Here is an 18408-nt window from a genome sequence, read left to right as displayed (position 1 = left end):
TCTGAACAAGCGGTTCCCGCGGCATGTGAGGCATCCCCCTCGCGGGCTGCCCCATACGCCAAAAAGCGCCGCGAAAACCCCGCCTTTTATCGCCGAAAGTCACAAGCTAGCGGCCCGGCAGAAACATCGCTCCGCGGTTACTGGCGCCGCCGCAGCACTCCTGCTTTGCGCGACGCTGAGGCGGTTCCCGTGGTGGTGGAGCCGGAACAGTACCCGGCATCTGGCTGCGCTATAGCCAGAATGCGTAACTGCGGGATAATGTATTCTTTGTCAAAGGATGCATATTCGTCCTGCCCGGCAAAGCAGCCGGCAGGACAAGCCCGCATCACATCCCGGGCGCGCCGCCGCCGCGAAAGGAACCACCATCATGAACTACGCAAGCTTCGTATCCGCAGACGGCTCCCCCACCTGGGGCATCATCGCCGACGGACTGGCGTACGATCTCGGTCCCAGCGGGGCCAACCTTGCCCGCACGCTCCGCGCCGCCGTCGAGCAGGGAATCTTCGGCACCGTCGGGGAAGAGTTCCGCAACGCCCCGTCCCGCGCCGAGGCGGATATCGAGTTCCTCCCCGCCGTTACAGATCCGGGCAAGATCATCTGCATCGGCGTGAACTACCGCAGCCACCAGGAAGAATCCGGCAAGACGGAGCAGAAGGCCCCCACCATCTTCACCCGTTTCGCCGACTCCCAGATGGGCCACCTGCAGCCGGCCCAGATGCCTGCCACCACAACCAAGTTCGACTATGAAGGCGAAATGGCCCTGATCATCGGCAAGGAGGCGTTCCACGTGGCCGAAGAGGACGCCTTTGACTACGTCGCCGGCTACGCCGCCTACAACGACCTCAGTGTCCGCGACTGGCAGCTCGCCGCCTCCCAGTGGATCCCCGGCAAGAACTTCCCCGGCACGGGCGGCTTCGGCCCCTACCTCGTTCCGGCCTCGGACCTGGGCGACGTCAACGGGCTCACCCTGGAAACCCGCGTCAACGGCGGCATCCGGCAGAAGGCCTCCGTGGCCGACCTGTACTTCACCATCCCGCAGCTGATCGCCTACGTCACCGGTTTCACCCGGCTCTCCCCCGGCGACGTGATCGTCACGGGCACCCCCGGCGGCGTGGGCCTGTTCATGGAACCCTCCGGCCTGCTCTCCGAAGGGGACGTCGTCGAAGTGGAAATCACCGGCCTGGGCACCCTGAAAAACACGGTGGAACTCGTCTCCTGACCCGCCCATGCCCCGCCGCCCCGGCTGCAGGCAATTAAAGAACGGAACTTTGATCGGCAATGGACAAAATCATCGAGACCGACGTACTGGTCATCGGGGCCGGGCCCATCGGTCTGGCTGCCGCGAACCTGCTGGCGGACCAGGGCGTCAACGTGATGCTCGTTGAACGCCGTGCCGGTACCAGCGACGAACCGCGCGCCATCAGCGTCACCGACGAGACGCTGCGGGTCATGCAGCAGATCGGCATTCTGGACCGGCTGGCGCAGGAGATGCTCATGGACACCGGCGCGCGCTACTTCGGCCGGAAGGAACAGCTGCTGGCCGAAGTCCATCCGGCCAGTCCGCGGCTGGGTCAGCCCGGCAAGTCGCAGTTCGACCAGCCCGTCATGGAATCACTGCTGCTTGACGCCGCCCGGTGCCGTCCGCTGATCGATATCCGCTTCAATACTGAAGCGTTCCGCATCACGGACGGCCCGGGGCACGCAGACACCGTGCTGGTCGACGAGGACGGCCAGCACACCGTCCGCTCCAAGTGGGTGGTGGCGTGCGACGGCGGCCGCAGCCCGGTCCGCTCGCAGCTCGGCATCCCCATGGAGGGTTCCACCCAGGTCCAGAAATGGATCGTGGTGGACATCATAAACACCCCCGGTGAACCGGAACGGTTCTCCGAGTTCCACTGCAACGGGACACGTCCCGTCGTCGTGGTCCCCGGAGTCCACGGCCGCCGCCGCTACGAGTTCATGCTCCTCCCCGGCGAGGAGGCTGCAGCGGTCACGTCTCCCGAAGCCATCATCAGGCTCATCGAGCCGTTCCAGACAATCGCCGCGGAAGACATCCGACGCGCGGCGGTCTACGTTGCCCACCAGCGCGTGGCAGTGAACTACCGGGTGGGACATGTCCTCCTCGCCGGGGACTCCGCCCACATGATGCCTCCGTTCGCCGGGCAGGCCCTGAACGCCGGGATCCGCGACGTCGCCAACCTCGCTTGGAAGATCGCCGCGAACGTCCAGGGCACCGGCACCGACGCCCTCGTGGACACCTACCAGTCAGAGCGGCGACCGCACGCTGTGGACATGGTGCGCCTTTCGCACCGGATCGGCAAAGTGGTGATGAACGTCAACCCGGCGCTCACCGCCATCCGCGACGCCGCGATCACCGCGTCCGGCATCGTTCCGGCGGCCAAGAGCTGGCTGGCCGGCATGAAGTTCCTCAAGCAGCCGCACTTCACCGACGGCTGCGTGGCGGACCCGGGCACGGCAGTTCCCAAGCGGGCAGCCGCCCTGGTGGGACGCTCCCTGTCCCAGCCGCAGGTCACGCTGCCCACCGGCGACGCCGTCCCGCTGGACACCGTACTCGGCACGGGCTGGGCATTGCTGTACTTCCCCCACGATCGCCGCGCACCCCTTGAGGTGCGGCGCCTGGCCACGGTGGAGAGCAACGACGGCGGCCCGCACCTCGCGCTGACGGGCACCACGGCCGTCAGCGATACCAGCGGCACATTCGCGGCTGTCGCCGGCAGCGGCATGACCCTCGTGGTGCGTCCCGACCGCTACGTTGCAGCAGCCACCACCCCGGACACCGAGCAGGCGGCATTTGAAGCGCTCGCTGTCTACGTGCCGGAACTGCCGCTTCTGTTGCACCCTGCAGCAGGACAGCCGGCTGCGCGCTGACAGACACCGGGAGCTGACGGGCCAAAGCAACAAGGGAGCGGGGAAGCCATTGGGGGGCTTCCCCGCTCCTTTGCTGTCCGCCTCCCCGTACTGTCCCCATTGTGTTGTCCGCGTACCGCGCACGGTTAACGCGAACGACGGCGGGGCCGCACCCGCCGGGATCGGAATCCCTGGGTGCGGCCCCTCCGTCGCTGTCAGCAGCTGCTGCTTACACCTCACCGCCGTGGCGCTCGATCACGTCACTGGCCAACTGCTTGCCGAAGGAAGTGTGCAGGCGCAAGGCCTCGGCGGCCCGCTCATGGTCGTGCTCCTTCAGCGCTGACGTGAGCTCCACAATGTGGCTGTGGTCCATCTTCCGGGCCCACTCTTCACTGTTGAGAGCCTCCCGCCAGACCGTGCCGATGCCCAGGCGTCGGAAGGCGTCGGTGAGCTGGGCGGAGCCTGCCACGCTGACGAGCCGGTTGTGGTACTTCGCATTGGTCTTGAGGAACTTGTCCAGCGCTTCCTTGCCGCCCTGGCGCAGCAGGGCCAGCTCGTCCGTAAGCCGGCTCAGTTCCGCAAGGTCCTCGTCCGTGAACTTGTCAAAGTGGCTGGCAAGGACCCCGAGTTCAATGGTGAGGCGGCCGTCGTAGACACTGTCCGTCAGCTCACGGGTGATGGGAGCGGACAGGAATTCGCCCCTGTCCCCCCGGATGACGAGGGATTCGGCCGTCAGCTTGACCAGGGCATTGTGGACGTTGTGGGGATCGGACTTGGCCTGGGCTGCGATCTCGACCGGATCCAGCGCGTGGTGCAGCGGCGTGCGGCGCCCCAGCACCCAGTCACGCACGGCGTCGTAGGCCGCGAGCTCCTTGACCCGTTCCAGCCGGCCGAAGGCGCCGCGGAAGTACGCGAGCGGCTCGCCCGCCCCCGCCTTGGCGTCCGTGACCTGGCCGAGGAATACGGTGTGCGTACCTCCGGTGGGGGTTTCTGCAACCTGGCAGACGATGGTGGCAAGGGCGCCGTCCAGCATGGGTACGCCCTCCGCCGACAGGGTGACGGAGACGCCGTCGAACTTGTCTCCGCCCTTGCGTCCGAACTGCATGGCGAGGTCGCTCTGGTCCTCGGCCAGGATGTTGATGCCGAACACTCCGGCCTTCAGCACGGCGTCGTGCGTGGAGCTGGAGCGGTTGAGGCAGGCGAGCATCATGGGAGGCTCCATGGACAGCGACGACACCGCGGACGCCGTCGTGCCGTAAAACTCGCCGTCCACGACGGTGGTGATCACCGTGACTCCACTGGCGAAATGGCCCACGACGTGGCGGAAAACAGCGGGATCGACAGTGATCTCCGCGGCGGGAACAACCTGATGTGTATTCACTTGATCCTCCTGGGATGTATTGCTGAAAAGTGGGGTGTGAAGAGTCTGATGAGTGGTGCCAGACTGTCCAGCTCCTCAAGGCGCTGGATGAGCTTTACCGCTTCCTCGGCGTTCCTGCGCGGGGTCCTGCCGCCGAACTCGACGTTGGCGTAGTACTTGTCCAGGATCTCCGCCTCGCTCATGGGGCTGGCGTAGATGTCGCCCCTGGGCACGTCCGTCCTGGCCCTGAGCACCGAACCGTCCCGGAGCCGCAGCTCCACCTCGGCGGTCAGCGATTCCGCAGGCGGCAGTGAATCAACCAGCCGGATCTTGTCCAGCAGCCGCTGCAGGCGCGGATCCTGCATGTGCTCGAGCGTGAGGTGCTCCGGCCGGACTGTCTTGTACATCAGGGCAGTGGCGGCGGTGAAACGGATGCTGAAGGCACCCGAGACTTCCGGGCACTCCCCGATCACGAAGGGCTGGCCCACGAAGCCCTTCAGGGTCCGCGGGGTTACGTGGATAAGGATCTCCGCGATCTCATCCTCGTTGAGCGTGTTCTCGGTGGCCAGCCGCACGCAGGCGTCCAACGAGGGGTGGCTCGCCCGGCACGAGGACCACGGCTTGATCACACAGTCTGCATAGAACGCCTCGCCGAGCCGGCGGGTCACCTTCTCCGGCGCCGGCGCTGAGCAGTACATGTCCAGGAACCCGTGCGGACCGCCAATGGCATCCGCGGGCCCGGTAAAGCCCGACTGTGCCAGCTCCGCGGACACGATCGCGTTGCGGGCGGCAAAGGCGATGGGCAGTTTGAACGCGAGGCTCTGGTCGAAGATGTTCGCCACGGTTCCGGACAGCTGGTTCACCGCGATGCCCAGCGCGTTCCGGACCTGGTGCGCGTCAAGTCCCATCAGTTTGGCGGCGACGGCGGTGCCGCCGAGGCCGTTGACGGTGCCGGTGTTGTCCTGCCCGCTGTAGACGTCAAATCCCGACGCCGCCGCGAGGCGCGCGGTGAGGTCGTCCCCGACGATCAGTGCGGTGAGCAGGTCCCGGCCTGAAGAGCGCTGCCGCTCGGCGACGGCCAGGGCCACCGGAACTGTGGTTCCGCTGATGTGGGCCGCGGTCTGTGTCCGGTCCTCGTATTCCGCGCCGATCGGCTCGAAGTCGTAGGACCGCATCATCACCGCGTTGACCATGGCCGCGTTGTGCGCCGGCAGCCGGGTGCCGTGGACCAGCACGCGGGATTCCGGAGCCCCGCCCCAGCTGCGGGCGAGGTTCAGCAGGGCGTCGTTGCCCTGGGCGCGGTGGCCGGCGGCGATGTTGCCCAACGAGTCGATGATCCGGACCTTGGCCCGCGCCACGCTCTCGGCGTCCAGGTTTTCAAATCCGGTGTCAGCGACATGCCGGGCCACGGTGCCCGTCATGTTGTCCAGGCTGTTTTCGAGGCCGGTGGTCTCGGCGGTCTGGGCGGTCATTGCGGGACCTGGCTTCCGGCCCCGACGGCGACCCGCTCGCCGACAGGGACGCTGTCCGGCGCGAAGGGTGCGCCGTCGATTTCGTCGTACATGGCCTGGTAGGCGCCGGTTTCCCCGGCGGCCTGGGCCTTGCGGTGGTCGAGGGCGCGGGCACGGCCGATGCTGCCCAGGTAGAAGCGTTCGTAGAGCTCGATCCGGCTGCCCAGTGCCGAGCCGGCAAAGTCCCAGGCGGTGCGCATGATGCGGGCGCGTTCCTGGGCGCTGATGCCGTTGGCGCCGGGCAGGTACTTCTTCAGCAGGGGGCCAAGGCGCGGATCGTCGAAGGCGCCGCCCGTGGGTGTTGCCAGCAGGTTGTGCGAGCCCATGGTCTTGATGATTTCGTTAATCCGGATCATCCAGCCGGGCATGATGGCCCGCAGGGAGCTGATGTCGTCATGGCAGAAGAACGCTCCGCCGCCCCAGTCCGAGGCACGCAGTTCCGCGGAGTGGATGGCCGCGCGGGTGAGGCGCAGGTAGGTGTAGATTTCACCGAGCATCGCGCCGACGTCCGGCTTGTTCTCGGTGCCCGTCACCTTGGCGATCTGCGTGCACAGGTCGTAGGCGAACTCCAGCTTCACGGCGGCACGGATGGCCGTCTGCTGCTGGGTATTGCCGGAGGCGGTACCGGCATTGATGGAGTTGTAGACGTCCAGGTTGCCGTCGATGAAGACCCGCTCCCAGGGCACCAGCACGTCGTCGAAGATGATGACGGCGTCCTGCTCATCAAAGCGGGCGGAGAACGGCTTGTCTGCAACGTCAGCGTCCACGCCGTAGTGATCACGGCAGATGGCGACGACGCCCGGGGTGGCCACCGGAATGGCAAAGGAAATCGCGTATTCCTCGAACCCCTTCTGAATGGGCACCGCCGGGTAGACATACAGCTCATCGGCGATCGGTCCGAGGGTGGCGAGCATCTTCGCGCCCCTGACGATCAGGCCTTCCCCGGTCCGCTCGACGACGCGGAGGGTGAGTTCCTCGTTCATGCCCTGCAGCTCGCCCACGCTCTTGTCGATCGCGGCGTGCACGATCGTATGGGTCAGCGCGAGGTCCTTTTCAATCACTTCGCGGTGGTACGCCGCCAGGCGCTGGTGGTACACCGGGTCCCCGGAGCGGTCGAAGATGTCCTTGCGGGACACATGCCCGGCCAGGACCACGTTGACGTAGTCCGGGGTGCGGCCGAGCATGCCGTTGGAGTACCGGGCCAGGCGGTCGAAGGCGCGATGGCGGCGGGCGATGTCTTCCGTGTTCCTGGGGAGCGAGAGGCTCACGTTCATGGCCTCGCCGGTCTCCGGATGAGTGGTCAGGCAGTCCGACGCGTACTTGTGCTGGTAGTCGAAGTAGCCGGCCATGCCGTCCACGGAACCTTTGAAGGCCGGGTGCTCAAGGACGGAGATGCGCTCCGACCCCAGCCACACCTCACGGCCGTCATCCAGGCCCCGCTTGTACTCTGCTCCGGTGCGTGCAGTCACTGTGATCTCCTTCTAGCCTGATCCAGCACGTGGCCGGTTCGCTACATTCTTAGCTGAAAATATATTCTGGTTCGATTTTATATAACCTGCGGACCTTTGGCAATGGTCCGGCGGCAACAAACGGTGCGGCTTGGGGGCCGGGATGGCCGCGGCTAGCGCCGGGCGCGGAGTTCCGGTTCGAGGTTCCGCGGAACCAGTCCGCTGCCGGTCACGGCGTGCAGCACCGGGCGGTCGCGGGTGAACAGGCCCAGCGGCTCGCCGCTGCAGGACCGGGCCTTGCCGTCGGCCACGAAGCTGAGCAGCAGCGGCCGCAGCTGGTCGGAAACCGCATCGAAGCTGTCCTCCGGGAAGCCGTGGAGCATCGGGGCATCCTGCCAGTCCTCCCGGTTTCCAAAGAGGAACGGCAGGTCTAAGCAGTGCGGGCTGCCGGCGCCTTCCAGCCTGCTGGGGACCGAGAACCGGAGCAGCGTCGACGCCACTCCGGCGGCGTCGGCCACGCCTGCCAGTTCAGTCGCAGCCAGGCGGAACTGGTGCAGGCTCATGGCTTCCACGAGCTTGGCGTGCGGCGTCGCTTCGGGCAGCCGCGCGTCCAGGAAGGCCAGGACTTGGCCGGCATCATCGAAGTGGGTGGCCACGAAACCCGCCAGCTGCTCCGGACCCACGGCAGCCACCGGCACGGCGTGCAGGAAGGCCGCGGCCTCATTGTCCGTACTGCTCAGCAGCAAAGACTGCACATGCAGGGAGGCGGCAGCACGCGTGAAGTCCATGGCCCAGTCCGGCACGAGCTCACCATCTGCCCCAGGCATCAGCCCGAGGCCGCGCCCCGCATATGCCCTGCCGACTGCGGCCTGGGCTTCAAGGATGGCCGCAATGGGCGCGGCGGCCAACGACCCGCCGTCGTCACTTCCGGGCCCCTCGCCCGCTCCGCCGCCGGCGAGCGCCTCCTTGCCGAGCGCCCCCTTGCCGAGCGCCTCCGCAAGGAAGCCGTTGAACAATGCCCGGCGTTCCTCATAGGCAGCGGGGCCCAGCGGGGGCTGCCAGGGCAGGCTGAACAGTGCTGTCCGGCGGAACAGCCCCTTCGCAACCGGAGCAAGGCTCAGGACATAGGCGTACCAGGCCCCGGCCGAATGCCCCGCCAGGGTGACGGCCCCGCGGTCTCCCCCGAACGCGCCGATGTTCGCCGAAATCCACCTAAGCGCCTGCAGGATGTCCTGCGCGCCCAGGTTGAGGGGACTGCCGGAGCCGCCCAGCAGCGCCAGCGCGCCCAGCCGGTAACTGACGGTGACCACCACGGCGTTGCCCTCGGCGGCGAGCCGGGCGCCGTCGTACCAGCCGACGTTTCCGGCGCCGCTGATGAAGGCTCCGCCAGGGAGGAAAACGAGGACGGGCAGGTCCCGCGCGCCCTCGGGTGCCCAGATGTCCAGCAGGAAGGAGTCCTCGTTCTGCGGCAGCCGGGACAGCGCCGGGCCGATCAGCCAGTCCAGGGACCCCGGCGACTGCGGAAACACTGTGGGGCTGGCCTGCCCACGTCCGGGCAAGGGATCGCCCAGCGGCGAGAACCGGTCTGCCGGATCCAGCCGCTCACCGTAGCGGACCCCGGGAACGTGGACGACGCCGTCGGCCGTCCTTCCGAAGTACACCGTGCTGCCGGTGGAGAAGGCGGGCGGGTCTGCGATGGCGTTGGCGCTCATGCCAGCTGGTTGTAGTCGTCGAGGTTGACCGTGCGTGTGATCTTCCAGAAGTCCACCACCGGGTGCGGCCAGATCTGGGAGACGCGGCCGAACCGGTTCTTGTACCAGGTCTGCACGGAGGGGTGGCCCCAGGCCTTGGTGGCGCTGGCGGCGTCCAGCTTTTGGATGAAGCCGTCCAGCACCTCCTGCTTGAGGTCCAGGCTCTTCAGGTCGTTTTCGACGATGATCCGGATGGCCTCGAGGATGTACTCGACGCCGTATTCGATCATGGAGTACAGGCTGCCGTTCACCACATGGCCCGTGTTGGGACCGGTGACCATGAACAGGTTGGGGAAGTTGGGAACCGTGATCCCGGCGAGGGCCTTCGCATCGCCGCCCCAGTATTCATGCAGATCCGTGCCCTTGCGGCCGGTGATCTGGAGGGGCTCGAGGAATTCCGAGGCTTGGAAGCCGGTGGCGTAGACGATGACGTCCATTTCGTGGAGTACGCCGTCCTTGGTGACGATTCCCTCGGGCACCATGCGCTCGAGGCCCTCGGTGACCAGCGTGGTCTGCGGTTTCTTGAGCGACTCGGCCCACACACCGTTGTCCCGGAGCATGCGCTTACCGCCCACGATGTAGTTGGGCGTGACTTTGGCCAGCAGATCGGGGCGGTCCTGGTACTGCCTGGCCAGCATTTCCGTCAGTTCGCGGCGCACCTTCTCGTTCACGGCCGAGACGCTGCCCGGTTTGTTCCAGCCCGGCTCGGCGACGGCGGTGTGCTGGCGTCCCTCCACACCCAGCCAGTGCTGCCAGAACCGCAGCCACTGCCCGTAGTGCGGCAGCTTGCGGACCAGCCACTGGACCGATTCCGGCATGTCGTCGTAGTAGCCCTTGGTAGGGAGCATCCAAGGCGAGCTGCGCTGGAACACCGTCAGCGCGGAGACCTGCTCCACGATGGCCGGAACAATCTGGTAGGCACTGGCACCGGTACCGATTACGGCCACCCGCTTGCCCGTAACGTCCACACTGCTGTCCCATTCGGCCGAGTGCATCTGGACGCCGGCAAAGGACTCCCGGCCGTCAACGTCCGGATACTTGGGCCGGTCAAGCTGCCCGACGGCGGTGATCACGGCATTGAAGCGGCGCGTCACCGGCCGGCCGCCGGCATCGATGGTGTCCACGTTCCACAGCCCCGTGACCTCGTCATAGTCCGCGGAGGTGACCTCGGTGTTGAACTCGATGTTTTCCAGGATGCCGCCACGCTCGGCCACCTGGCGCGTGTACTCGAAGATTTCGGGGCCCTGGGAGAACTGCTGCGGCCAGTCGTCACGCTGGGCGAAGGAGAAGCTGTAGGCGTAGTTGGGCGTATCCAGTCGCACACCGGGATAGGTGTTCTTCCACCAGGTGCCGCCCACGGTGTGGCCCTTCTCGAACACGGTGTAGGGCACGCCGGCCTGCTTCAGGCGATAAGCCGCAGCCATGCCGGAGACGCCCGAGCCGATGACTGCGACGCTGAAGTCCCGGCCGACGGCGATGTCACGGAAGTTCCACTTCGGCTTGCCGCCCTGGCCCTCAACCAGGGCCATGTCATGCATGAGCATCGGATGGTATTCCGGGTTGGCAGAATTTGTGATCCACGTGAGGATGTCCTGCGCCTGCGCCTCGGTGAGTGTCCCGACGCCGGTCAGCTTCTCGTCCCGGACCCGCTTCAGTGCCGCGAATGCCAGCTCCCGTGCCTGTTCCTGCTGTTGGCTGTTCATGCCGCCATGGGGCAGGCCCATGATGTCGGCGGGCGGCTGCGGCGGACGGAGGTCGTCGCGCAGCAGCGAGAAGTCGCGGGTGACGGCAGCCAAGGCGACCATGAGGGCCGGCAGGTCCGAGCCCTCCACCACTTCGCGGAGGAAGGCGTCGTCTTCCGTGATGGCCTCGTACTGGTCGCGCCAGTACAGATCGTCCACCACCGCCTCCCCTGAGGCCTGGACTGCTTCGGTGCTGGAGTTGGTCACGGCGGTTCTCCTTGTAACTGGGGATCTGCAGAGGACCAGCGTGATCCGGGCCTCGTGCGAGCTCCCTCTATTCTATTATCAGTTTTGCATAAGTCAACAAAGAATATATTCTTCTTCGGCGGTTACAATAATGCATATGGCGAAAAGTACCGATTCTGAGACGCTGAGCAAGCACATCCGGGATTCCTTGCGCGACGACATCTTGTCCGGCCGGTGGGCCCCGGGGGAGAAACTGCAGCTCACGGCGCTTTCAAAGCACTACCAGACCAGCAGCACCGTGATCCGTGAGGCCCTCACCCGACTGGTGGGTGACCGCCTGGTGCTCCTCAAGCCGAACCGCGGCTTCTTCGTGCCCACACTCTCGCTCTCCGAACTCAAGGACATCAACGAGCTCCGCTGCCGGTCAGAGGAGTTCGGAATCGGGCTGGCCATCGAGCGTGGGGACCTCGCGTGGGAATCCCAGCTCATCGCCGCCCACCACACCCTGGAGCGGACCCCTTACCGGGATTCCACCGACGACGCCCAGCTGACCGAAGCCTGGAACCGCGCCCACCAGGCGTTCCATGCCAAGCTCCTGGAGGCGTGCGGGGTGCCCGTCCTGATCGATCTTTGCGCCACCCTGTCTGATCTATCCCAGCTGTACGGCCGCTGGGCCGGCAGTGCCACCCGGTTCACCACGCGGGATGTTGCCCAGGAGCACCGGGACATCCTCGCCGCTGCCCTGCAGCGGGATGCCAAGAGCGCCTCCCGCCTGATCCGGGAACACTACGAGATAACGCTCAATGCCATCCTGAAGTCCGGCATTGACGACGGCGCCGGGCAGCACGGCGTGACGCCCGCCAAGGTCTGATTCGCCTAAGAACGCAGAAGCCCGCCGTGAACCTCAGCGAGGTTCGCGGCGGGCTTCTCTGTGCAGCCGCAGCGGCGGAACAGCATGGTGGCCGGCGGAACAGTTGGCGTTTTGGCCGAAGTGCCGGGTCAGTGGTTGCGGAGGCGGTGCAGGATGCGTGCGCGTGCCTCGGCGAAGCGCGGGTCCGCCTTGGTTTCAACCTGGTCCCGGTGATCGCCAAATCCTGTCTCGATCACGTCCACCACCGTCGCAGGCTTTTCGGCGAGCACGATGACCCTGTCGGCGAGGTACAGGGCCTCGTCGATATCGTGGGTCACCAGGATGATGGTCACGCCCAGGTTGGACTGAAGATCAATCACCAGGTCCTCGAGATCGAACCGGGTCTGCGCGTCCACCGAGGCAAAGGGCTCGTCCATGAGCAGGACCTTGGCGTTGTAGGCCAGCGCCCTGGCGATCGCGACGCGCTGCTGCATTCCCCCGGACATTTCCCATGGATATTTGTGGCCTTGCCCGGCCAGTCCCACGGCAGCCAGGTTCTTCTCCGCCGTTTCGTTGCGCTCCTTCTTGCCCACCCCGCGGCCCTGGAGCGGGAACGCCACGTTTTCCAAGGTGCTCATCCATGGCATCAAGGACCGGCTGTAGTCCTGGAACACCACGGCGAGATCACGGTGCGGTCCGCTGATGGCCTCCCCGCCCACGCTCACCGTGCCGCTCTTGGGCCTGATGAGACCGGACAGGACCCGGAGCAGGGTCGTTTTGCCGACGCCGGATGGGCCCACGATCGAAACGAACTCGCCGTCGTTGACATCCAGGTTGAGGTTGTTGAGGATCCTGTTCTCGGAGTCACCAAAGCCGTAACTCATTGTCAGTCCTTGGACTTCGAGCAGTGGTGCCGTCGCTGTGTGTTCCTGTTCGGGTGCTGCCTGAACGGCCATGGTGGCTCCTTCTTTCGGATGTTGGATCGTGGGTGTCATTTCGCACCCGACTTGAAGTACCAGCTCAGGATCCTGCGTTCGAAGACGATGAACAGCAGCGAGAGGAAGTAGCCGATGACGCCGACCAGCAGTGCGCCGGCCCAGGTTTCGGGCACCTGGAAGGTGGCGGATGCATTGAGGATGTAGAAGCCCAGTCCCTTGTTGGCGGCAAACAGCTCGCTGACCACCATGACGGTGATGCCGATGGGCAGGGCAACGCGGATGCCGGCAACGATCTGCGGAAGTGCTGCCGGCAGAACCACCCGGCGGAAATGCAGCCACGGCGGGATGCGGTATACCTTGGAGAACTTCCGGATGGTCGGCTCCACGCTGAGGACGCCGTCGATCGTGTTCAGCAGCACCGGCCACATGCAGGCGAAGGCGATGGTGTAGATCTTGGGGCCCTGCCCGATGCCGAACGCGCCGATGATGAGGGGCACCAGCGCGGCCTGCGGCACCGAACGGAAGAAGTGGATGACCGGGTCAACGACTTCCCGCAGCCGCCTGGTCTCACCGAGAACCAGCCCGCCGGCGATGCCCACCACCACCGCCAGCAGGAGTCCCACTCCCAGGTTGGTCAGGCTGTAGCTTGCTCCGGATCCGATGACTCCGTTGGAGAGGTCCCGGCGCAGGCTGAGCAGGATGTCCTCAAGGGACGGAATGAAGATGTTGGTGCTGTTCGCCGAAGCGGCCCACCAGACGGCGAAGACCACGGCGATCAGCCAGGTCCTCTGCAGGACGTTCAGGAGTGCCTTGACGACGCGGCTGCGTTGGCGGACCCCGCCGCACTCCCGTGCGTTCCCTGTTTTCGGTGTATCCGTGCCCGCTGTAGTCCGCGGGGGTGTGCGGAGCGCTGTGTCAGTCATTGGCCTGCCTGTTCCACTTGAGGAGCTTGCCTTCTGCCAGGTTCAGGAGGCCGGCGATGCCCCAGCCCACCAGACCGGCGAAGAAGAGGTAGGCGAAAGCCTGATCCCATCGCTGCGCCTGCTGGGCCAGGGTGATCTGCCGTCCGATGCCCGGCGCCTGGCTGAGCACTTCTACACCCACCGACACCAGAATGGCGATCGAGGCAGATATCCGGATACCAGTGGAGATGAACGGGGTGGCGCTCGGGAGCAGGATCCGGCGGAACCAGAGCAGCCTCGGAATCTGGAACGTCCGCGCGGTGTCCACCACTGCTGCATCCATCCGCCGTGCCCCATAAATCGTCTGCACCAGCACCGGCCAGAGACAGGAGAGCGAGACGACGAAGATCTCCATCTGTGCGGTGGCCCCTAGCAGCATGATGACAACCGGCATCAGTGCCAGCACCGGGAAGGACCGGCCGAAGTCAATGAGGATGGAGGTGGAACGGTCCAGCATGGGGACTGAGCCAATGACCAGGCCCAGCACCGTGCCGGCAGTCACGGCAATCAGCCAGCCGCTGACTGCGGCAGTCATCGTCTGCGCCAGCGACGTCCAGAAAAGGGCGGAAGTAAATGCATTCCCAATCGCCGTTACGATTGCGGGCACCCCGGGAGTCATGGAGGGCAGTGATCCGCTCCAGATCACCAGTTGCCACACCATCAGGAGTGCGGCAACTGCCAGCAGTCTCTGGCTGGTCAGCCCCGCATCAAACGCTCGTATTTGTGTCTTCATCTTCGTCTCTCAGTCAGGGTCTCTTGGCCGGCCCGGCTGCTATTTCGAAAAGCGGGGGGCGCCGCTCCAGAGCATGCCCTCCGCCGTCAGCGGGTTCTTGACGAATCCAAGGTCCTCCATGGCGTCAATGCCCGCCTGTCCTGAGGTGAGGTTGATGGCGGTATTGACCGGAACGTAGGCCTTGGGGTTGATCTTGGCAGCGTCCACCTGCTTGACGCGGGCAGAGATGTCCACGATGGCCGCGGAGTTGGCCGGATCCGAGTAGAACTTGGCGGCCTTTTCCATGGCCTCGTTGAATTTTTCGGCGGTGCCGGGATTGCTCTTGAGCCAAGGCTCGGTTGCGGCCCAGACGGTCACCGGCATGTTGCCCTGGAATTCACGGACTGGGCTGGCGATGCTCTTAAACCCAGCATCGACGAGCTGGTGGTAGTAGCTGTCCGCCACGAACGCTGCGTCCACAGTGCCTTGCTCGAGGGCTGCCTCCATCCCGGCGTAAGGTACTGCGATTTCGGTGAGGGATTTCGGGTCGATCCCGGCCGCCATTGCTGCCTGGAGCATAGGAATGTCTCCGCCGGTGTTCACGCCGTTGACGGCGACGTTCTTGCCCTTCAGATCAGCCACCGTCCTGATGGGGCTGTTCTTGGGGATAACGATGCCGGAGTTGTCCGCTTCCGGGTCAACCACGCCGTTGCCAGAGATTACCCTGACAGGCATTCCCTTGGCTGTAGCCGTGGTCATGACACCCCACGACGCCGTGGTGATGTCCGCCTGTCCGCTAACGGTCTGCGCCAGGTTGGCGGAAGGATCCGCGCCGGGGATGATCTCGACGCTCAGGCCGGCTTCCTTGAAGTAGCCCTGCTCCTCAGCGACGTAGGCCGTCTCGAAGTGGATGGGGGCCACCACAACCTTGATGGCGGACTTGCCGCCCGACTCGCTGCCCGCTGCCGCCTCGCTGGGCGACCCACAGGCCGCAAGCGAGAGCAGGGCGAATCCGGCAACAGCCGGAACCAGGGCTTGCTTGAACCGGGAGTAAAACGTGGGCTTTTCCATCCAGAATCTCCTCTTTGAGTAGTGGCAGAGGCGGCCGGAATGATTCCGCGCCTGGCGTGCCACTCTGTTGCTGGGTGTCGGCGTACTGATCGGCATCAGCGTGCTGATGACTTGCAGGTCTTGGGGCCCGCGGCCGCAGTTACAAGGAGCGCTCGCTCCCGCCGATAATGCATAATCTAATTAAAATATATCGTGAGGCACATGTTGTGGCAAGAGTCACAGAAAACATAGTCTCGATTGGTGCCCTTGCGATGACCGCGGGCGCTCAACACGCGACGGTCAGCGCCCTGCCGTTCCGTGGCCTACAGCCGGGCAGCGTTGGAACGGGCGGCGGCTTCCACGGCGTAATGGGTTTCCGGAGCATCGGCCGCCGCTTCGACCGCGCGGTAACGCCGCGGCCAGACTCCCTGCTTTCCGGGCGAGAGGATGCCGTTGGGGTCCAGCGCGTCCTTGAGCGTCTCCTGGAGCCGCCGGATGGCGTTGTTGTTGTAGTCGAAACCGTCTGCAATGACGTCCATGTAGTCCACGTGGCTGCGGTAAGGGGCGTATCCGTGGCTGCGGGCAGCCGCGAGCAATGCCGAGTAGAGTGCCCGTGCGCGCGCCAGCTGCTCCTGGTTGTCGTTTTCGAAGAAGATCATGGTCACGTGCACCATGTGGCGCGGGTACAGGTGGTACCCGATGTACAGGTCGAAGCCGAACCGGCGGTACAGCTCCTTGGCTTCCCGGTAGAACGCCCACACCTCGTCCCCGCGAGCGGGAATGATAGGGGCGGCATCTATGTGCCCGCCGTTCTCCGCCGCCCATGCCACTGTTGACAAGGGCTTGAGTGTGGGTACTCCGGCCATCTGGGTCCGGTCCATGTCGGCGATGTCCTCATAGGCAACCTGCACGCCGTCCGCCCCTTCATAGAGCCGGGCTTTAACGGTAAACCCGGCAAGACCGGCAAAGCGCTCCCGTATGATCTCTAGCCTGCGTTCGGCGAGACCCTTGTCCCCGTAGATGGCGAACTTGGCGTTCCACTGGCCGATGCCCATCTCATGGCGCATTTCTTCCAGGCGGTCGTCCGGAATGGACCCCTCCCCCTCATACCAGCGTGAGCGCGGCCCGTTCATAGTCGCCGCCCGCACCACGTTCCCGCAGAGGGCGTTGTTCTGGATGACGTCCTCGCGCCGAAGCTGGGTCAGGATGTCAATCAGCTTGGGCAGATCCTCTTCGCGCTCCACCACAACGTCGCCGTTGATGTACACATCCGGCCAGGGCATCAGCCAGAGACCGATCTTGGTGACTATGCCGAGATTGGACTGGGTGAAAATTCCATCGAGCGTAGGGCCGAAGCCGCCCTTGAAGATGGGGCCGAGTTCGGTTCCCTCCATGGCCCACATTCCCGTCCGCACCAGGTCGCCGTCCGGCAGGACCACCTCCATGCCGCAGATGGACTGGACGTGGTCACCCATCGGCGTCATGCCGTAGCCGCGGTCCAGCGCGTTGCCCAGGATGGATCCCCACCCCAGTGCAGGAACGGACATCCAGAGCTTCAGGCCCTTTTCCTGGATGTGCTCGAAGAGGTCAAAGAAGGTGACCCCCGGCTCGATGACGGCGTAGTTCAGATGGTCGTTCACCTCGATGATCCTTGTGAGGCGGCTCAGGTCCAGCGCCACCATTCCCTGCGAGCGCGGTTCCGGCCCCCCGTAGCCCAGGTTCTTGCCCTTGGAGAAGGACCACAGCGGAACGCCAGTGCGGTTCGCGAGCCGGACGACGGACTGGACCTCTTCCACGCTCCCGGGCCGAACTCCCGGCCACTTCGCGCGTCCGGGATTCAGCGGGTACGGATCGATGTATCCCTCTTTGGGCGTAGCCCGGACAACATTCTCAGCGCCGACAATGGCTTCTGCCTGGTCAAGGAATCTGGATTGGGCGTCCATCTGCTTTCACGTCTCTCTCGGAAGGGATGCCGCCGCTGCGGCAATAGCTCTGGCGCCGTCGCCGGAACCGTTTCTTTCATGATGACAAGCTGCACTTCTCAAGTAAATCGTCAATTTCTGCGGATAGTTATCAGTAGAATTGACAATATGAATATCAGCCTCAACCCTGCGATTACCCTGCGCCAGGTTCTCCATTTCGTGGTGGCGGCCGAAACCGGAACCATGAGCGAGGCAGCACGCAGGCTGCACATGGCGCCGTCGGCCATCTCCATGTCCATCGGGGAACTGGAGCGGATCGTCGGCGCGCAGCTGTGCATCAAGCGCAAGTCCAAGGGGCTTACCCTGACCTCCACGGGCATCGTGGTGTTCCGCCAGGCGCGGCAGTTGCTGGATCTCGCGGATGAGATTGCGTCGCTCTCCAAGAGGGACAGGACCGATATCCGGGGTCCGCTGACCGTAGGGTGCTTCATGCCGCTCGGTCCCACTATCATTCCCCCGATGCTGGCCGACTTTGCGAGCCAGTGCCCCCATGTGGAGGTGGACTTCATCGAGGGGTACCACGAGGATCTTCAGGACCGCCTGCTCAATGGCTCCATCGACGCCGCTTTCGTCTATGACATGGACGTTTCCCCTGCCCTGAAGACGGCGCCCCTGCTGTCTGTGGAGCCTTACATCCTGCTTCCGGAGGACCATCCCCTGCGCGAGGCGGAGGTGGTCTCGCTCAGGGATGTGGCCGCCACTCCGCTTATTTTCTTCGACGCTCCGCCCATTTCGACCCGCATCCTCGACATGTACCGCGATGCCGGGTTGAGTCCGAACATCCGGCACCGCTCCCGCAGCTACGCCACGGTGCGGTCCCTGGTGGCCAGCGGCCGTGGCGTTGCCGTGCTGTTTCAGCAGCCGATGCTGGACGCCCCATATGAAGAGCTGAAAGTTGTCCTGAAAACGGTTGCCGAGCCCCGGGTCCATACGCGCGCGCCGGCTACTGTTTCCTTGGCGTGGACGCGGAGCATGCGGCTGAACGCCCGCGCCCAGGCGTGGGTGGACGTCGCCGTCGAGCGGTTTGGCCCTGCCGGTGTCTAAGCAG

At 65.1% G+C, this 18408-nt stretch carries 14 protein-coding genes; 4 read left to right on the top strand and 10 right to left on the bottom strand.

All coding sequences use genetic code 11. The annotated features are described in order from the left end of the window. Positions 1-367 precede the first annotated feature (367 nt). Complete coding sequence (locus AC6CH3_RS12490) at positions 368-1219, top strand: fumarylacetoacetate hydrolase family protein (RefSeq protein WP_498132740.1); 852 nt, start codon at positions 368-370, stop codon at positions 1217-1219. A 59-nt stretch (positions 1220-1278) separates the two neighbouring features. Beyond that, a complete protein-coding gene (locus AC6CH3_RS12485) occupies positions 1279-2889 on the top strand; it encodes an FAD-dependent monooxygenase (RefSeq protein WP_498132739.1) in 1611 nt (536 codons plus the stop codon). Positions 2890-3097: 208 nt separating this feature from the next. On the opposite strand, the gene AC6CH3_RS12480 is transcribed toward AC6CH3_RS12485, so the two are convergent. The 5 genes from AC6CH3_RS12480 to AC6CH3_RS12460 all read right to left on the bottom strand — a co-directional run bounded on the left by AC6CH3_RS12480 (position 3098) and on the right by AC6CH3_RS12460 (position 10887). Further along, the gene (locus tag AC6CH3_RS12480; protein WP_498132738.1) at positions 3098-4249 is read right to left on the bottom strand and encodes a flavin reductase; all 1152 of its coding nucleotides are present in this window, start codon (positions 4247-4249) and stop codon (positions 3098-3100) included. Continuing rightward, positions 4246-5700: an MmgE/PrpD family protein gene (locus tag AC6CH3_RS12475; protein ID WP_498132737.1), complete on the bottom strand. Its 1455-nt coding sequence runs from the start codon at positions 5698-5700 to the stop codon at positions 4246-4248. Before AC6CH3_RS12475 ends, AC6CH3_RS12480 begins: the two co-directional genes overlap by 4 nt. Continuing rightward, positions 5697-7208 carry a 4-hydroxyphenylacetate 3-hydroxylase N-terminal domain-containing protein gene (locus AC6CH3_RS12470; protein WP_498132736.1) on the bottom strand — a complete coding sequence of 504 codons (1512 nt, stop codon included), beginning with the start codon at positions 7206-7208 and terminating at the stop codon, positions 5697-5699. Before AC6CH3_RS12470 ends, AC6CH3_RS12475 begins: the two co-directional genes overlap by 4 nt. A 152-nt stretch (positions 7209-7360) precedes the next feature. After that, positions 7361-8899, bottom strand: coding sequence for a carboxylesterase family protein (locus AC6CH3_RS12465; RefSeq protein ID WP_498132735.1), 1539 nt, complete (start codon positions 8897-8899; stop codon positions 7361-7363). Continuing rightward, a complete protein-coding gene (locus AC6CH3_RS12460) occupies positions 8896-10887 on the bottom strand; it encodes a flavin-containing monooxygenase (RefSeq protein WP_498132734.1) in 1992 nt (663 codons plus the stop codon). Before AC6CH3_RS12460 ends, AC6CH3_RS12465 begins: the two co-directional genes overlap by 4 nt. Before the next feature lie 136 nt (positions 10888-11023). On the opposite strand from AC6CH3_RS12460, the gene AC6CH3_RS12455 reads away from it, so the two are divergent. After that, positions 11024-11737, top strand: coding sequence for a GntR family transcriptional regulator (locus tag AC6CH3_RS12455; protein ID WP_498132733.1), 714 nt, complete (start codon positions 11024-11026; stop codon positions 11735-11737). 128 nt (positions 11738-11865) lie between these two features. Here AC6CH3_RS12455 and AC6CH3_RS12450 read toward each other — a convergent pair whose 3' ends face one another. The 5 genes from AC6CH3_RS12450 to AC6CH3_RS12430 form a co-directional block, all read right to left on the bottom strand. Then, a complete protein-coding gene (locus AC6CH3_RS12450) occupies positions 11866-12672 on the bottom strand; it encodes an ABC transporter ATP-binding protein (protein ID WP_498132732.1) in 807 nt (268 codons plus the stop codon). A 35-nt stretch (positions 12673-12707) separates the two neighbouring features. Continuing rightward, positions 12708-13577, bottom strand: a complete 870-nt coding sequence (locus AC6CH3_RS12445) for an ABC transporter permease (protein ID WP_498132731.1) — start codon at positions 13575-13577, stop codon at positions 12708-12710. Continuing rightward, entirely contained in the window at positions 13570-14349 is a 780-nt protein-coding gene (locus AC6CH3_RS12440; protein ID WP_498132730.1) for an ABC transporter permease, read from the bottom strand. The genes AC6CH3_RS12445 and AC6CH3_RS12440 overlap by 8 nt, the downstream gene beginning before the upstream one ends. 39 nt (positions 14350-14388) lie before the next feature. Then, a complete protein-coding gene (locus AC6CH3_RS12435) occupies positions 14389-15399 on the bottom strand; it encodes an ABC transporter substrate-binding protein (RefSeq protein WP_498132729.1) in 1011 nt (336 codons plus the stop codon). A 302-nt stretch (positions 15400-15701) separates the two neighbouring features. Beyond that, the gene (locus AC6CH3_RS12430; protein ID WP_498132728.1) at positions 15702-17321 is read right to left on the bottom strand and encodes an FAD-binding oxidoreductase; all 1620 of its coding nucleotides are present in this window, start codon (positions 17319-17321) and stop codon (positions 15702-15704) included. A gap of 147 nt (positions 17322-17468) precedes the next feature. Between AC6CH3_RS12430 and AC6CH3_RS12425 the strand changes: the two genes are divergently transcribed. Next, positions 17469-18404 carry a LysR family transcriptional regulator gene (locus AC6CH3_RS12425; protein ID WP_498132727.1) on the top strand — a complete coding sequence of 312 codons (936 nt, stop codon included), beginning with the start codon at positions 17469-17471 and terminating at the stop codon, positions 18402-18404. The last annotated feature ends 4 nt before the right edge of the window (positions 18405-18408 follow it).

This window comes from Arthrobacter sp. GQ119 (assembly GCF_059759125.1).
Note: the sequence above shows the minus strand (reverse complement) of the source record. Positions and strands in the feature narration are given on the sequence as shown.

Coding starts and splice junctions, on each gene's coding strand:
- AC6CH3_RS12490 (WP_498132740.1), top strand. CDS start 368: ATGAACTACGCAAGCTTCGTATCCGCAGACGGCTCCCCCACCTGGGGC.
- AC6CH3_RS12485 (WP_498132739.1), top strand. CDS start 1,279: ATGGACAAAATCATCGAGACCGACGTACTGGTCATCGGGGCCGGGCCC.
- AC6CH3_RS12475 (WP_498132737.1), bottom strand. CDS start 5,700: ATGACCGCCCAGACCGCCGAGACCACCGGCCTCGAAAACAGCCTGGAC.
- AC6CH3_RS12465 (WP_498132735.1), bottom strand. CDS start 8,899: ATGAGCGCCAACGCCATCGCAGACCCGCCCGCCTTCTCCACCGGCAGC.
- AC6CH3_RS12455 (WP_498132733.1), top strand. CDS start 11,024: ATGGCGAAAAGTACCGATTCTGAGACGCTGAGCAAGCACATCCGGGAT.
- AC6CH3_RS12450 (WP_498132732.1), bottom strand. CDS start 12,672: ATGGCCGTTCAGGCAGCACCCGAACAGGAACACACAGCGACGGCACCA.
- AC6CH3_RS12445 (WP_498132731.1), bottom strand. CDS start 13,577: ATGACTGACACAGCGCTCCGCACACCCCCGCGGACTACAGCGGGCACG.
- AC6CH3_RS12440 (WP_498132730.1), bottom strand. CDS start 14,349: ATGAAGACACAAATACGAGCGTTTGATGCGGGGCTGACCAGCCAGAGA.
- AC6CH3_RS12435 (WP_498132729.1), bottom strand. CDS start 15,399: ATGGAAAAGCCCACGTTTTACTCCCGGTTCAAGCAAGCCCTGGTTCCG.
- AC6CH3_RS12430 (WP_498132728.1), bottom strand. CDS start 17,321: ATGGACGCCCAATCCAGATTCCTTGACCAGGCAGAAGCCATTGTCGGC.
- AC6CH3_RS12425 (WP_498132727.1), top strand. CDS start 17,469: ATGAATATCAGCCTCAACCCTGCGATTACCCTGCGCCAGGTTCTCCAT.